The organism is Methylocystis sp. (genome assembly GCF_046349115.1).
GTDB lineage: Bacteria > Pseudomonadota > Alphaproteobacteria > Rhizobiales > Beijerinckiaceae > Methylocystis.
This window is the reverse complement of sequence record NZ_JAXMCX010000003.1, coordinates 321,735-336,651: the sequence shown is the minus strand read 5'-3', so window position 1 is coordinate 336,651 and position 14,917 is coordinate 321,735. Positions and strand designations below refer to the sequence as shown.

Sequence of the window (14,917 nt, the reverse complement as noted above, 5' to 3'; positions counted from 1 at the left end):
GATTCGCCGCCGTTGGCGTTGTCGACAACAATAAAGTTCGAGAGTAGAGCCATGCGCAGGGTGGTCGTCACCGGTCTTGGCGTCGTTTCTCCTTTGGGCTGCGGCGTGGAGACGAATTGGCGCCGTCTGGCCGCCGGAGAATGCGGCTTCAAGCGTATCGACACATTCGAGGTCGCTGATCTCGCTTGCCAGATCGCCGCGGTCGTGCCGAGGGGCGACGGCAAGAACGGCTCATTCAATCCCGACGACTGGTTCGATCCCAAAGAACAGCGCAAGGTCGATGATTTCATCATCTATGGCGCATGCGCCGCGACGCAGGCGCTCAAAGACGCCGGATGGGTCGCCGATACGCCTGAAAAGCAGGAAACCACTGGCGTTCTGATCGGCTCCGGCATCGGCGGCCTTGGCGGCATTTACGAAACTTCCGTCACCTTGCGGGAAAAGGGGCCGCGCCGCGTTTCGCCCTTCTTCGTTTCCGGCCGCATCATCAATCTCGCCGGCGGCTATGTGTCGATCATGCACGGCCTTAAGGGTCCTAATAACGCCGTGGTGACGGCTTGCGCGACCGGCACGCACGCGATTGGCGACGCGGGGCGCATCATCGCGGTCGGCGACGCCGACGTGATGGTCGCCGGCGGCGCCGAATCGCCGGTCAACCGCATTGGCGTCGCCGGCTTCGCCGCCTGCCGCGCGCTGTCGACCGGCTTCAACGATCGTCCCGAGGCCGCGTCGCGTCCCTATGACAAGGATCGCGACGGCTTCGTGCTTGGCGAAGGCGCCGGCTGCGTCGTGCTCGAGGAATATGAGCACGCCAAGGCGCGCGGCGCGAAAATCTACGCCGAACTCATCGGCTATGGCATGTCGGGCGACGCGCATCACATCACCGCCCCCTCGCCCGACGGCGACGGCGCCTACCGCTGCATGAAGGCGGCCCTAAAGCGCGCCGGCGTTTCGGTCGAGGACATCGACTACGTCAACGCCCATGGCACGTCGACGCCGCTCGGCGACGAGATCGAACTCAAGGCGGTCGAACGCCTTCTCGGCAATGTCGAACCCAGGCTCGCCATGTCGTCGACGAAATCGGCGATCGGCCATCTGCTCGGCGCCGCGGGGGCCGTCGAAGCGATCTATTCGATCCTGGCGATGCAAAACAATGTCGCGCCGCCGACCCGCAATCTCGACAATCCGTCGGTCGATACCGCGATCGATCTCGTGCCGCACAAGGCGCGCGAGAAGGAGATCAACATCGCGCTGTCGAATTCCTTCGGCTTTGGCGGCACCAACGCCTCGCTCCTGTTCCGCCGCGCGGCTTGAGCGCGCCAGTTCGCGCGCTCATTACAGACTGCCCCGCGCCTGGCGCGCCGACTGAAGCGCCGAGTTCCTGAATTCGCCACAATGAGGCATAGTGTAAGTCGCCGGCGAACAGGCCGCGTGAAATTTTCGGCTTTTTGATGGGCGTGTGGCGATGAGCGAAGCGGACGAAACGGGCGCGCCCGACAAGCCGACAGCCGCTGGCGCGTCGCGGCCGGCGGCCGAACCGGCGCCGCCAGGCGCGCAAACCGCCGCGCCGGCCGCCGCTATAGAGCCCGAGACGCGCCCAGCCGCGCCGGCCTCCCCCGCGCCGCCGATCGAGGCTCCGGCTGCAACGCCGCCCGCCGAAACGCCGGCCGCCTCCGCGCCGGCGCCCTCGCCGCCGACCGCGACTCCGCCAGAGCCGGCGCCCTCGCCGCCGATCGTTTCGAAAGTCGAGGCGTCTCTCAGCGAAGCTCCCATGGAGCCGGTCGCGCGTCCCGCTGATATCGCAGCAATGCCGACGCCGGCGCCGCCGGTCCCGCCGCCGATCTCGGCGAAGGTCGAAACGCCTCGCGTCGAGCCCCCGAAGCCGCCTCCCGCTAGAGTCGCTCCGGCCGCGCCGGCGGCGCCGGTCCCGCCGCCGATTTCGGCGAAGGTCGAAACGCCTCGCGCCGAATCGCCGAAATCGCCCGTCGCGCCAGCCGCTATCGTCGCGCCGACCGCTTCTGCGAAGCCTGCAGGAACAGTGGCGCCCGCCGCGCCTGCGCCGCCGGCCCCGCCGATTTCGGCGAAGGACGAAACGCCTCGCGCCGAGCCGCCGAAAGCCCCCGCCGCGCCAGCCGCTGAAATCGCAACGCCTGCGCCTGCGCCTTCAACGACCGCTCCAGAGGGCAATTCCTCGCGTCAGGCGCCGCCGCCAAGCGCCGAGGCGCCGCCGGTCGGCGCGCCCGGCCCGCGTTACGCCGCGACGCCGGACGCCGCCCAGACGGGCTCCGGGATCTACCGGCGGCGCGCCACGCTGGAAGGCGCCAAGCAGGTTTTGCAGCCGCAGGCGGCGCCCGCGCCGCCGCCAAAAAAGAAGAAGAAGCGTCGCGAAGGCACGCTGTCGATGGCGAGCGGCTTCTTGAGCTTCATCCTGGTCGCCTTGGTCGCGGGCGCCTTCGGCCTTGTCGCCGCCACGCACAAGCTGAAAGCGCCGGGCCCTCTCGCCGCCGACAAGGTCGTATTTATTCCGCCGCGCAGCGACCTGCTGGAAATCATCTCTCAGCTCGAACGCGAAGGCGTTATCGCCAGTTCGACGCTCATGCAGCTCGGCCTCGTTCTCGAAGGCAAGCTCGGCAAGCTGAAGCCCGGCGAATATGCGTTCAAGAAAAACGTCAGCCTGCGCGACGTGATCGATCAGATCGCCTCCGGCCGCCAAGTCATGCATAGCGTCACGATTCCCGAAGGCCTCACCTCGGAGCAAATCGTGCAGAAGCTTAAAGAGGCCGAGTTGCTTGCGGGCGACGTCGCCGACCTTCCCAAGGAAGGCGCTCTGCTCCCCGAAACTTATAAATTCCCGCGCGGCTATCCGCGAGCGCGGCTGATCGCGAAAATGCAGGAAGATCAGCGCAAGACGCTCGAAGCGATCTGGTCGAAGCGCGCGCCCGACCTGCCGTTGCGCACGCCCTATGAATTGGTGACGCTGGCGTCGATCGTCGAAAAGGAGACCGGCAAGGTCGAGGAGCGGCCGCGCGTCGCCGCGGTCTTCGTCAATCGGCTGCGCAAGGGCATGCGCCTTCAGTCCGATCCGACGATCATCTATGGGCTCGTCGGCGGCAAGGCGACGCTGGGTCGGCCGATCATGCGGGCCGAAATCGAGAAATGGACGCCTTACAATACTTACGCCATTGACGGCCTGCCGCCGGGGCCGATCGCCAATCCCGGCCGGGCGGCGCTTGAAGCGGCGGCGCATCCGGCGCCGACCCATGATCTTTATTTCGTCGCCGATGGCACGGGCGGGCACGTCTTCTCCGAATCCCTCGACCAGCATTCGCGCAACGTTCAGAACTGGCGCCGGCTGGAGAAGGAAAAGAACGACGAATCGCCTGATCGCGCCGCGCCTGGCGTTCCGGCCCCGGCGGCGCCTAAGCCCGATAAGCGCACCGAGGCGCCGATCGGCCGTCTGGTCGCGCTCTCCGAGCGCCACGAAGACTATCCGCCGGGCGGGGCGATGGCCGCGGATGACGGCGCGACCCATCGTCTCGGTAAATTCGCTTACGCCGAAGCCGATTTTTTCCTAGGGGGCCACGGCGACCGCACGCAGGCCTATGGAGCCGAATTGGTCCGCCTCAGACCGGCGCGGCCCTTCTTTACGGAAGAATCGGCGCAGCCGCCTGCGAAGGCCTTGTTCGACGCGTCGCTGCTTGCCCGTCGCCCGCCGCCCCCCGACGCCGAGGACGGGGAGGAGCGGCTCAATCCGGACATGACGACGGTTGCGCGCCAAAGTCCGGACGCCCAGCCTGACGATGGCTCCGACCCCGCGAGCTATCCGGTGTCGGCCGCGCAGCGCGCCGAGCAGCGCGCGCGCGCGGCGCGGCTGGGTCTCGCGGCGGGCGCCGACGATTTGCCCGAGACACTGTCGCGAAACGCCTCACAGGACGTCGCGCCGCCTCCGGAAGCGACGGCGTTGGCGCCGACTGGCGGTCGGCCCTTTCGTCCGCGGGCTTTCGACGCCTCGGAAGGAACTCCGCTCGACCCGTTGCGCGACAAAAGCTGGGACCTCACTTCGTCAAAGACGGTCCCAGCGAGCGCCGAATTGCGGTAAAGAGGTCGCGGCGGTAGTGAAGCGCGGCGCGGCGAAGCCGCACGCCCATCCGCCTTCCCGGAGCCGCCGTCGCACATGAGCCTTCACAGCATGACGGGATTCGCCCGCGTCCAGGGCGCCGTCGCCTCTTTCCGCTATGCCTGGGAACTCAAGAGCGTTAACGCGAAGGGGCTCGATCTGCGTCTGCGCGCGCCGCCCGATTTCGACGGGGTGGAAATCAAGGCGCGGGAAAAGATCGCCGCACGGCTGGCGCGCGGCTCGATTTTCGCCAGTCTTGCCGCAAGGCGCGAAGACGAGAGCCAGATCGCCCGTCTCAATCGTCCCGCTCTCGAGGCGCTGCTCGCGGCGCTCGCCGAACGACCAGCGCCCGCCAATGTCGGACCCGCGACGCTCGATGGTCTCTTGGCGGTGCGCGGCGTCGTCGAGATTGTCGAGCCGGAGCTGTCGGAAGCAGAACGCGCCGAGCTCGACGCGCGCATTCTCCAATCCCTCGACGAGGCGCTTGACGCGTTGATCGCTTCGCGCCGGGCGGAAGGCGACGCTCTGGCGGCGGTGCTTCGGCGGCGGCTCGATCGCATCTCGACGCTCGCGGCGCAGGCCGACGCCGCGCCGGGGCGACAGCCCGAAGCGATTCGTACGCGGCTGAAGCAGCAGCTCGCGCGAATCATGGAGAACGCCGAAGGGCTTGATCCGACGCGGCTGCACCAGGAGGCGGCGCTGCTCGCGGTTCGCGCCGACATTCGCGAGGAGCTCGATCGGCTGAAAGCCCATGTCGAGAGCGCGTCCAAACTCCTTGTCGCGGGCGGGCCGGTCGGCCGTCGCCTGGATTTTCTGGCGCAGGAGCTTGGGCGAGAGACCAACACCCTCTGCGCCAAATCGAACGATGTGGGGCTGACCGCGATCGGGCTTGAGTTGAAAATCGAAGTCGAGCAGCTGCGCGAGCAGGTGCAAAACATCGAGTGAGTCGCGAGGTAGCGAGTAGCGAATAGTGAGTAGACAGAGGCGCAGCCACTCTCTACTCACTACTCACCACTCACCACTCACCACTCACTATTCGCTCTCGAATCTCATGTCCGCCAATCCAGTCCACCGCCGCGGCATCGTTCTCATTCTTTCCTCGCCGTCGGGCGCGGGCAAGACGACTCTGACGCGGATGCTGCTGCAGGATCGCGGACTCGATCTGACGCTGTCGATTTCGGTGACGACGCGGGCGCGCCGCTCGAGCGAGGTCGACGGCATTCATTACAGCTTCATTTCACAAAAGCGTTTCGTCGCCATGCGCGACGCCGGCGAACTCTTGGAATGGGCAGAGGTGCACGACAATTTCTACGGCACGCCGCGCGCGCCGGTGGAAGACATTCTCGCGCAGGGGCGCGATTGCCTCTTCGACATCGACTATCAGGGCACGCGCCAGGTGCGCGAGAAAATGGGCGCCGACGCCGTCACCGTCTTCATCCTGCCGCCGTCGATGGATGAATTGCGCGCGCGACTGGAACGGCGCGCGGAAGACACGCGCGAGGCCATGGCGCGGCGGCTCGAAAATGCGCGAAAGGAAATCGCGCGCTGGAAAGACTATGATTATGTGATCGTCAACGACGATCTGCAGCGCGCCTTCGACGATCTGATCGCGATCCTGCGCGCCGAGCGGCAGAGACGGCCAAGACGCGACAAGGAAATCGAACAATTCGTCGCGCAATTGCTGAGCGAATGAGGCTCGCGAGCGCTTCATCCCGCGATACGCGACAGTTCCCGCGCCAGCGCCACGAAGCCCGCGACATCGATTTCCTCCGCGCGTTTCGTCTCTTCCATGCAGGCCGCCGCAAGTAGCGCCGCAGCGTCGACGCCGAGTGATTTCAAACTCTGACGCAACATTTTGCGGCGCTGTCCGAAGGCGGCCTGCGTCACGCGCGACAGGGCGCGCGGATCGCAGTCGAGCGGCGCTGGATTTGGAACAAGCTCGACGACGGACGACGTGACTTTGGGCGGCGGCTTGAAGGCCGCGGGCGAAACGTCGAAGAGAATGCGCGCCTTCGTTCGCCAGCCGCATAATACAGCGAGCCTGCCGTAATCGGCGCGTTCCTTCGGCGTCGCGACGATGCGCAGCGCCACCTCTTTTTGAAACATTAGAACATAGCGATCAAAGACCGAAGGCCAGGGCTCCGCCTCGATCCATTTCGTCAGCAGAGCAGTCGCGATGTTATATGGAAGATTCGCGCAAATGCGCGCAGCGCCACGGCTGTCATTCCCGACAGGCCGAAGGCCTGATCGAGAATCCAGAGCGGCCGCGCTCTCGGAATTTGTGCTGGATTCCCGATCGCCCGCTGCGCGGGCGTCGGGAATGACAGGCGCATAATTTCGAACAAGCTGCGCGACATCGATCTTCAGCGCATCGCCTTCGACGATCGTCAAGCGGCCGGGATAATGCGCCGCGATTTCTTCCAGCGCCGGCAGGCAGCGCTTGTCGCGCTCAACCGCGATGACGCGCGCGCCTTGCGCGAGCAGCGCCCGCGTCAGGCCGCCGGGGCCGGGACCGATCTCGACGACGATCGTCTCGTCGAAGGGCCCGGCGGCGCGGGCGATGCGCGCGGTGAGATTGAGATCGAACAGGAAATTCTGTCCGAGCGTTTTCTTCGCGTCGAGTCCGAAGCGGGCGACGATGTCTCGCAGCGGCGGCAGCGCGTCAGCCACTTACGTCATGCGTCCTGCAAGCTTGATCGCTTCGATGAGACTCGTCGGATCGGCGATTCCCTTGCCGGCGATGTCGAAGGCCGTGCCATGATCGGGCGAGGTGCGCACGAAGGGCAGGCCCAGCGTGACATTAACGCCGCGTTCGAAAGCGAGCGTCTTGATCGGAATCAGCGCCTGATCATGGGTTGGACAAAGGGCCACGTCGTATTTCGTCCGGGCCGCCGCGTGGAACATCGTGTCGGCCGGAAAAGGTCCGGAGGCGTCGACGCCGCGCGCGCGCAATTCGGCGATCGCCGGCGCTATTGTTTCGATCTCCTCGTGGCCGAGCGCGCCGTCTTCGCCGGCATGGGGATTGAGCCCGGCGAAGGCGAGGCGCGGCCGTTCAATGTCAAAGCGCGTCTTGAGGTCGCGCGCGACAATCTCGCCGGTTTCGACAATCAAGTCGCGGGTTAGGCGTTTGGGCGCCTCGCTCAGCGGGATGTGAATTGTCAGCGGAACCACCGCCAGTTCCTGCGACCACAGCATCATCACGGCGCGATAGTCGCCGCCATAATGGCGATGCGCGAGTTCGCCCAAGAATTCCGTGTGGCCCGGATGTTTGAATCCCGCTTTGTACAAAACCGATTTCGCGATCGGATTGGTGACGACGGCGCGCGCTTCGCCTCTTGCGACGCATTCGACCGCCCGCTCGATGGATTTGATCGTTGGTTGCGCGTCCGCGGGATCAGGACTGCCGGGGACGCCCGTGACGTCGCAGCCGATATCGACGACGGGCAGGGCCCGCGAGAATATTTCGCAAGCATGGTCCGGCGTCGTGGTTTCGATCTCTATTTCAAGCTCAAGACAGGCCGCGACGCGGGCAATAAAAGCTGCATCGCTGAGCAAGAAAAACGGCGGCATATCGTGCGCGCGCCGCTCGACATAGGCCTTGAGCGCGAGTTCGGGTCCAATTCCCGACGGATCGCCCTGCGTAAGGGCGAGCGGCGGCGCGGTCATTGCGGCGCCTTCGCCGGCGTAGGCGTACGCAAGCGAGCCGAATAGTTTTCGTGCCGCTCTCTATGTGCGCGCAGCATGATGAGGTCCAAAAACAACGAGCGTCGCTCAAGGGAAGCGACGCTCAGCATTCGCCTGCGGCGTGGGAAGGAAAACTCAGGCCTTCGCGGTCTGGGCGTGAGCCACGCCTTCCTTGTCGAACAGCGCGACAAGCTCGCCGCTCTGGAACATTTCCTTGGTAATGTCGCAGCCGCCGATGAATTCATTCTTCACATAGAGCTGCGGAATCGTCGGCCAGTTCGAATAGGCCTTGATGCCCTCGCGGATGGCGCCGTCGGCGAGCACGTTGATCGCCTTATAGGGCACGCCGAGGTGGTTGAGAATCTGCACCACTTGCATGGAGAAGCCGCATTGCGGCGCCTGCGGCGTGCCTTTCATGAAGAGCACGACGTCGGAGGATTCGATTTCGCTTTTGATGCGGGCGTTGGCGTCGTCTGACATGTCGATTGCCTTTGTTGCGGCGTTCAAGGCGCCGGTGGAGAAATTATGGCGTCCGCGTCGTCAGCTGCAAGGCATGCAGCTCGCCGCCCAACCGGTCGCCAAAGGCGGCGTTGACCATCTGATGCTGCTTGACGCGGCTGAGGCCCCGGAAGCTCTCGGAGACGACCGTCGCCGCCCAATGATCGTCATCATTGACGAGAGCGGTCAACTGCACCTCAGCGTCGGGTATGGCGGTCTTGATGAGACGCTCGATTTCAATAGCGGGCATCGGCATATCATGGGGCCTTTGTCGGGAAAGCGTCCGAAAACGCGTGGTCATCGCCGGCCATGAAGGCCGGCAGCGGCGTTTCATGCGCCTCGCGCAGCTCAGTCAGCAATATCGGCGTCTCGCCTGGAAGGATCAAGGCGTCGCCGCCGACCCGGCCGATCCCCTGGACCCGCACGCCCGCAGCCGCCCCCTCGCGAACGACCGCGGCGGCCTCGCCCGGCGGAACGGCGAGGAGATAGCGCGCCTGATCCTCTCCGAACAGCACGGCGTGTTGGGGGCCAGTAGGGATATCCCGAATTTCGGCGCCCATGCCGCCAGCGAGCGCCATTTCGGCGAGCGCCACGGCGAGGCCGCCGTCGGAGAGGTCATGGGCGGCGCTGGCGCGGCCGGAAAGAATGAATTCCCGCACGAAATCGCCGTTCCGGCGCTCGGCGGCGAGGTCGACCGGCGGCGGCGCGCCGTCGGTCCGCCCGCAGAGATCATGCGCATAGGCCGACTGGCCGAGCCAGCCCGAGGTCTTGCCGATCAGCAGGATGACATCGCCCCCGCGCGCGAAGCCGGTCCGCGCCGCCTTGGCGACGTCGGCGATCACCCCGACGCCGCCGATCGCCGGGGTCGGCAAAATGCCGGCGCCCTGGGTCTCATTGTAGAGCGAGACATTGCCGGAAACGATCGGGAAATCGAGGGCGCCCGCCGCTTCGCCGATCCCCTGCAGGCAGCCGACGAACTGGCCCATATATTCGGGCCGCTCGGGATTGCCGAAATTGAGATTGTCGGTCAGCGCCAGCGGCGTCGCGCCGCGTACGGTGATGTTGCGCCAGCTTTCCGCGACCGCCTGCTTGCCGCCCTCGTAAGGGTCGGCGGCGCAATAGCGCGCGGTCACGTCAGTGGTCAGCGCCAGGCCTTTTGGCCCGTCCTTCACCCTGATCACCGCGGCGTCGCCCCCTGGGGCGCGTACGCTGTTGCCGAGAATGAGGTGGTCGTATTGCTCCCAGACCCAGCGCTTGGCGCAAAGGTTCGGCGTCGAAAGGAGTTTGAGCAGCGCTTCGCGATTGGACAACGGCGGTTCGATCGAGGCCGGGTCGAGCGGCGGCTGTTTCGGCGTCGGCGTAAACGGCCGGTCGTAGACCGGCGCTTCGTCGCCCAATTCCTTGATCGGCAGGTCGGCCTTCACCTCGCCCCGATGCTTGACGACGAAGCGCAGCGTGTCGGTGGTCTGGCCGATGATCGCGAAATCGAGGCCCCATTTCTTGAAAATCGCCTCTGCCCCCGCTTCGAGTTCGGGCTTTAACACCATGAGCATGCGCTCCTGGCTCTCGGAGAGCATCATCTCATAGGCGCTCATGCCCGCTTCGCGGCAGGGCACGGCGTCGAGGTCGAGTTCGATGCCGAGATTGCCCTTGGCGCCCATCTCCACCGCCGAGGAGGTGAGGCCGGCGGCGCCCATGTCCTGAATCGCGATGACGGCGCCCGACGCCATCAGCTCCAGACAGGCCTCAAGCAGCAGCTTTTCCGAGAAAGGATCGCCGACCTGCACGGTCGGCCGCTTTTCCTCGGCGTCCTCCTCGAAGGCGGCCGACGCCATGGTCGCCCCGTGAATGCCGTCGCGCCCGGTCTTGGAGCCAAGATAGACGATCGGATTTCCCACCCCAGCGGCCGCCGAGTAGAAAATCGCGTCGGCACGCGCGAGGCCGACCGCCATGGCGTTGACCAGGATATTGCCGTCGTAGGAGGCGTCGAATTCGGTCGAGCCGCCGACCGTCGGCACGCCGAAACTATTGCCGTAGCCGCCGACGCCCGCGACGACGCCGGCGACGAGCTGGCGGGTCCTGGGATGCGCCGGCCGCCCGAAGCGCAGCAGGTTCAGGCAGGCGATCGGCCGCGCCCCCATGGTGAACACGTCGCGCAAAATGCCGCCGACCCCGGTCGCCGCGCCCTGATAGGGCTCGATGAAGGAGGGGTGGTTGTGGCTCTCCATCTTGAAGACGCAGGCGTCGCCGTCGCCAATGTCGATCACGCCGGCGTTCTCGCCCGGACCGCGAATCACCCAGGGGGCCTTGGTCGGCAGCTTGCGCAAATGGATGCGCGACGATTTGTAGGAGCAGTGCTCGTTCCACATGGCCGAGAAAATGCCGAGCTCGGTGAAGCTCGGCCTTCGGCCAATGAGTTTCAGGATGCGCTCATATTCGTCTGGCTTGAGGCCGTGGGCGGCGGCCAGTTCCGGCGTGACGGCGGGTTCGGTCGCGCTCACTTATCCTCGCAATTGGGCGAAATCGCCGTGCGGTTCATGTGTCTATGCCGCGCTGCGGCCGGCGGAAGGATTACTGCGCAGCTTTTGACGCGGCAAGCCGCGCGACTGCCTAAAATCCTACCCGCCGCCACCGCCGTGGCAGCGGCTGCAGCAAATCGGCGTCGGCTATCTCACATGATTTACAGGGATTGTTGCCCTAGAGCCACAGCCGCAAAGAATGAGCACGCCACAGCCCAATTTTGCGTCACCCGTAGTTGCATTACCAAAATTTTATAGCAACGTGACAGGGACTTCGGCGCTCGGCGTCGACCGTCGAACCGCAGAATTTAATCCGGGGGTTCCGATGAAATATTTTGTTCGCGGCGTGCTCGCCGCGCTTTTGGTCGGGAGCGTTGGCGCTGCCGCCAGCGCCGCTGATCTGCCGAGCTACAAGGCGCCGCCGCCGCCTCCGCCGCCTGCGTTCACCTGGACCGGTCTCTATGGCGGCGTCAACATCGGTTATGCCTTCGGCGACAATGCTCAGGAAACCGGCGGCCTCGGCTATATCACCGGGATCCCGGTCGGGGCGGTGGCTCCGCTAACGGTAGCGCCGTTCGGCTCGGCCTGGAGCATCCCGCAGAATTTGCATGGCGTCACGGGCGGCGGCCAGATCGGTTATAATTATCAATTCAACCCGTGGCTCGTCCTGGGCGCCGAGGCGGACATCCAGGCCGCCGATGTGGTGTCCCACAGCAACACCGCGCTCGGTCTCATCGACGGCGCCGGGCCCCACATACAGAGCGTGAACTCGACGAAGAACGTCGATTGGTTCGGCACGGTGCGCGGCCGGATCGGCTTGACGCTGCCGTCCCTGCCCAATCTGATGGCCTACGGCACGGGCGGCTTCGCCTATGGCCAGGTCATCAACAACGTTGGCTTCGCCGACAATTTCCTCGCGGCCGGCGTAAGCTCCGTCGGTCACGGCTATTTCGACAACACCAAAGTCGGCTGGGCGGCGGGCGGCGGCCTCGAATGGTCGCCTTCTATGTTCCCGTCGTGGTCGCTCAAGGCCGAATATCTCTATGTCGATCTCGGCTCGACGCGCGCCAATTCCGTGCCGCTCAACGGCGGCGTCGCGGCGCTTCAGGGACTCGGCCCCACGACTCCGATATTCGCCGCGACGCATAGCTCGCCGACCCGCTTTCACACGCTTCGTGCGGGCATCAACTGGCACTTCGACCCCTTCGCGGCTGTCGCGCCTTCGAGCACGAGCGGCGCTCTGCCGTCCGTCAAGGGCCCCCCGCCGGCTCCTGTGGACAGCTATCAGCCGTTTCAGGTCCGCCTGAAGATTGCCGGCGTCTCTCCCTTGGACGGCCATGGCAGAGTGTTCGACTCGGGAGCCGGATATCCGGGCTTGGGCGCCATTGGCGTGCTGTCGGGCCTGACCGGCGCGAATGGCGTCCTCGCCGGCGCGAGCACCAATACTTCCTCGTCAGTCATCCCGATGCTTGACGCGGCCTATTACCTCAACAAAAACTGGGCGATCGAAGCGATTTGCTGCGTGGCTCCGCATCACATCCAGGGCACCGGAACGATCTCCAGCGACTTCGCTCGCGCTTGGCTGTTCCCGCCGTCTGTCATGCTGCAGTACCATGTCACCAATTTCGGCGCCTTCCAGCCCTATCTCGGCGTCGGCGTGAATTTCACGACCTTCTGGAATACCCGCGTCAACAACGACACCTGGGCCATTCCTTTCGCCCCCGGCTCTCCGCTTGCCGGCGCGGGGGGAGTCCTCGCCACATTCCAATATGCTACAGTCTCCCCGTCTTGGGGCGCGGTTGGCCAGGCCGGCTTCGACTTCATGCTCAACGAGCATTGGGGCGTGAACCTCGACTTCAAATATATTGGGCTTCATCCGATGGTTCACTCCACGGTGATCAGCTTCGCGCCAGCGGCGCCTGCACTTGGAGCGATCTTCCTCCCGGTCAAGGTGTCGCTGCCGATCAACCCGATCGTCGTCTCCGCGGGTCTGACCTATCGCTTCGGCGGCAGCCTCCTTTCGCCGCTGTTCTGATCGCCTAAAAGAAGCCGGCCCATCGCTGGCCGGCTTCAGCATAGTGAAAAACCCCTGGCGCGAGCCGGGGGTTTTTTTGATTCGATCTTTGCTTGGTCGAAGGCGTCTGCGCTCAGGAGAAGCCTTCGTCCATGCGCTGCGTTTGATACTGCCCGACCTTGCGATAGCGATAGAGATAGGTCGGCACGATCGCCTCGATCGATTGAGGATAAGCGATTCCCAACCCTTCGAGCGTCCGTCCTTCCGTCTTCGCCGCGTCGCTGACGACATTGTCGTGCTTGAGCAGCTCGACCTGATCCCGCGTCATGCGCAGGAGTTTGGGGAAGAGACCGAAGGACAGTTTGGTCAGCATTTGCGTCAGCGCGGCCATGAGCTTGCCGACGCCGAAAGAGAGTTTCAGCGCGGTGCGTTGGCGCTGCGCGACCTTGAGCACATAGTCGATGAGCTCCGCGAAGCTTTTGACTTCCGGTCCGCCAAGCTCATAGACGGCGCCCGGCTTGGCGCGGCCGGCGATAGCGGCTGCGACCGCTTCGGCGACGTCGCCGACATAGACCGGTTGGAATTTCGTGTCGGCGCCGACGATCGGCACGACCGGAAAATAACGCGCCATCGTGGCGAAGCGATTGAAGAAGTCGTCCTCCGGCCCGAAGATGATCGAGGGGCGCAGAATGACGGCGGAAGGGATCGCCGCGAGCATCGCGGCTTCGCCTTCCGCCTTGCTCCTGCCATAGGCCGAACGCGACTCCGGGTCGGCCCCGATCGCGGAAATATGCACGACATTGTCGACGCTGGCCGATTTCGCGGCTTCGGCGATGACGCGCGCCCCGCCGGCCTGCACGCTCGAGAATTTCTGCGCGCCGGTTTCGGCGAGGATGCCGACCAGATTGACCGCCGCCGACGCGCCTTGCAGGGCCGCCGCGATCGATTCGGGATGACGCACATTGGCCTGCACCGCCATCACCTGGCCGACGCGGCCGAGTGGCTGGAGATAGAAGGCGAGGTCGGGCCGCCGGCAGGCGACGCGCACGCGCCAGCCGTCGCGGGCCAGCGCGCGCACGACATGGCGTCCGACGAAGCCCGAGCCGCCGAAGACCGTCACCACCCGTCCCGCGCCAATGCTCTGATTATTGTCGCCGATCATCGCGATTCGCTCCGCTTGCGCCGCGCCGGCCGCGGCCGGCGCGTATAGATCGCCAACGCTCTAGCGAAATTCGGCGCCAAAGGAAATGCGCGAGAAGCCGCAGATTCGGCGGCCCGTTCTTTTGACGATGGCGCGCATTGACAGGCGCCGCCCGCTGCCCCTATGAGACGCGCTTGATGCCCAGGTGGCGGAATTGGTAGACGCGCTGGTTTCAGGTACCAGTGGTGAAAGCCGTGGAGGTTCGAGTCCTCTCCTGGGCACCAGTTATATTGATTTAATCACAAGATTTCAAATAGTTGCTGGAAGACACATTTTGTGGTCCCACAACCAGTCCCACACTTTCGCGCGGCCACTTAATGGCTGCGCTTGTCTCTCGCCCAAGCGCGTCGCCGGATTACTTTGCTGGGTGGCTCGCTCCAGCTTAAACGCAAATCTCGCTCGTGCCGGCGAGGAATGGCATCACGCGCTACCCTTCGCCGAGTTCGCCCGCCATGAAGGATTTCAGCCGCAAGAGCCTGACGGATTGTCCGCGCATTTCCAATGCGGGTAATGATCACCGCGGTTACGCATGAGTTTGTTCGCGCCTGGCTTCATTTCATCGTAGGAAAGGCCCTTGCGATTAGCGCGGACATCTCGGGAGACCGCAGGGTGCGGATCATGGAAGATGCCGAAAACGCCGGTCTCGTGATCCGCATAAGCGTACCCAGTCGTCGAGAGCGACAGACCGCTCGCAATCAAGCTGATGAATGCAGTCTTTTTCATCGAGAACTCCTTTCCTGTCCAACAACAGTAAAGTAGGCGTCTTCCCTGCTATAGAAAAATAGATCGTTTGAATATTTTACATCGCTTTTTTCGATGTGTTCTCCGCTCTTTTTCGCTGACAGCTGGAATGATTTCGGTGTCAATCGAAGTCCCTGATATCA

At 64.6% G+C, this 14,917-nt stretch carries 12 protein-coding genes and 1 tRNA gene; 6 read left to right on the top strand and 7 right to left on the bottom strand.

The features are described from left to right. The first annotated feature begins 51 nt into the window (after positions 1 to 51). The 4 genes from fabF (at position 52) to gmk (ending at position 5,810) form a co-directional block, all read left to right on the top strand. Positions 52 to 1,314: a beta-ketoacyl-ACP synthase II gene (gene fabF, locus U1E20_RS11035; protein ID WP_409980650.1), complete on the top strand. Its 1,263-nt coding sequence runs from the start codon at positions 52 to 54 to the stop codon at positions 1,312 to 1,314. A 151-nt stretch (positions 1,315 to 1,465) separates the two neighbouring features. Further along, positions 1,466 to 4,099, top strand: coding sequence for an endolytic transglycosylase MltG (mltG, locus tag U1E20_RS11030; RefSeq protein ID WP_409980649.1), 2,634 nt, complete (start codon positions 1,466 to 1,468; stop codon positions 4,097 to 4,099). Positions 4,100 to 4,174: 75 nt separating this feature from the next. After that, a complete protein-coding gene (locus U1E20_RS11025; protein ID WP_409980648.1) occupies positions 4,175 to 5,062 on the top strand; it encodes a YicC/YloC family endoribonuclease in 888 nt (295 codons plus the stop codon). 106 nt (positions 5,063 to 5,168) lie between these two features. Then, positions 5,169 to 5,810, top strand: coding sequence for a guanylate kinase (gmk, locus tag U1E20_RS11020; protein WP_409980647.1), 642 nt, complete (start codon positions 5,169 to 5,171; stop codon positions 5,808 to 5,810). Between the two features lie 14 nt (positions 5,811 to 5,824). Here the strand turns inward: gmk and U1E20_RS11015 are convergent, their stop codons facing one another. The 5 genes from U1E20_RS11015 to purL form a co-directional block, all read right to left on the bottom strand. Continuing rightward, positions 5,825 to 6,787 (bottom strand): ribosomal RNA small subunit methyltransferase A, encoded by a 963-nt coding sequence (locus tag U1E20_RS11015; protein ID WP_409980646.1) that lies wholly within the window; start codon positions 6,785 to 6,787, stop codon positions 5,825 to 5,827. Next, positions 6,788 to 7,783, bottom strand: coding sequence for a 4-hydroxythreonine-4-phosphate dehydrogenase PdxA (gene pdxA / locus U1E20_RS11010; RefSeq protein ID WP_409980645.1), 996 nt, complete (start codon positions 7,781 to 7,783; stop codon positions 6,788 to 6,790). A gap of 153 nt (positions 7,784 to 7,936) precedes the next feature. After that, complete coding sequence (gene grxD / locus U1E20_RS11005) at positions 7,937 to 8,281, bottom strand: Grx4 family monothiol glutaredoxin (RefSeq protein WP_409980644.1); 345 nt, start codon at positions 8,279 to 8,281, stop codon at positions 7,937 to 7,939. 43 nt (positions 8,282 to 8,324) lie between these two features. Beyond that, complete coding sequence (locus U1E20_RS11000) at positions 8,325 to 8,555, bottom strand: BolA family protein (protein WP_409980643.1); 231 nt, start codon at positions 8,553 to 8,555, stop codon at positions 8,325 to 8,327. A 1-nt stretch (position 8,556) separates the two neighbouring features. Next, positions 8,557 to 10,800: a phosphoribosylformylglycinamidine synthase subunit PurL gene (purL, locus tag U1E20_RS10995; protein WP_409980642.1), complete on the bottom strand. Its 2,244-nt coding sequence runs from the start codon at positions 10,798 to 10,800 to the stop codon at positions 8,557 to 8,559. A 343-nt stretch (positions 10,801 to 11,143) separates the two neighbouring features. Here purL and U1E20_RS10990 point away from each other — a divergent pair, with 343 nt between their 5' ends. After that, positions 11,144 to 12,853 carry an OmpW family outer membrane protein gene (locus U1E20_RS10990; protein WP_409980641.1) on the top strand — a complete coding sequence of 570 codons (1,710 nt, stop codon included), beginning with the start codon at positions 11,144 to 11,146 and terminating at the stop codon, positions 12,851 to 12,853. 112 nt (positions 12,854 to 12,965) lie between these two features. On the opposite strand, the gene U1E20_RS10985 is transcribed toward U1E20_RS10990, so the two are convergent. Then, entirely contained in the window at positions 12,966 to 13,994 is a 1,029-nt protein-coding gene (locus U1E20_RS10985; protein ID WP_409980640.1) for a complex I NDUFA9 subunit family protein, read from the bottom strand. A gap of 178 nt (positions 13,995 to 14,172) precedes the next feature. On the opposite strand from U1E20_RS10985, the gene U1E20_RS10980 reads away from it, so the two are divergent. Next, positions 14,173 to 14,257: transfer RNA gene (locus tag U1E20_RS10980), tRNA-Leu, on the top strand. Positions 14,258 to 14,495: 238 nt separating this feature from the next. Here U1E20_RS10980 and U1E20_RS10975 read toward each other — a convergent pair. Then, complete coding sequence (locus U1E20_RS10975; protein WP_409980639.1) at positions 14,496 to 14,756, bottom strand: hypothetical protein; 261 nt, start codon at positions 14,754 to 14,756, stop codon at positions 14,496 to 14,498. Positions 14,757 to 14,917 lie beyond the last annotated feature (161 nt).

Coding starts and splice junctions, on each gene's coding strand:
- fabF (WP_409980650.1), top strand. CDS start 52: ATGCGCAGGGTGGTCGTCACCGGTCTTGGCGTCGTTTCTCCTTTGGGC.
- mltG (WP_409980649.1), top strand. CDS start 1,466: ATGAGCGAAGCGGACGAAACGGGCGCGCCCGACAAGCCGACAGCCGCT.
- U1E20_RS11025 (WP_409980648.1), top strand. CDS start 4,175: ATGAGCCTTCACAGCATGACGGGATTCGCCCGCGTCCAGGGCGCCGTC.
- gmk (WP_409980647.1), top strand. CDS start 5,169: ATGTCCGCCAATCCAGTCCACCGCCGCGGCATCGTTCTCATTCTTTCC.
- pdxA (WP_409980645.1), bottom strand. CDS start 7,783: ATGACCGCGCCGCCGCTCGCCCTTACGCAGGGCGATCCGTCGGGAATT.
- grxD (WP_409980644.1), bottom strand. CDS start 8,281: ATGTCAGACGACGCCAACGCCCGCATCAAAAGCGAAATCGAATCCTCC.
- U1E20_RS11000 (WP_409980643.1), bottom strand. CDS start 8,555: ATGCCGATGCCCGCTATTGAAATCGAGCGTCTCATCAAGACCGCCATA.
- U1E20_RS10990 (WP_409980641.1), top strand. CDS start 11,144: ATGAAATATTTTGTTCGCGGCGTGCTCGCCGCGCTTTTGGTCGGGAGC.
- U1E20_RS10985 (WP_409980640.1), bottom strand. CDS start 13,994: ATGATCGGCGACAATAATCAGAGCATTGGCGCGGGACGGGTGGTGACG.
- U1E20_RS10975 (WP_409980639.1), bottom strand. CDS start 14,756: ATGAAAAAGACTGCATTCATCAGCTTGATTGCGAGCGGTCTGTCGCTC.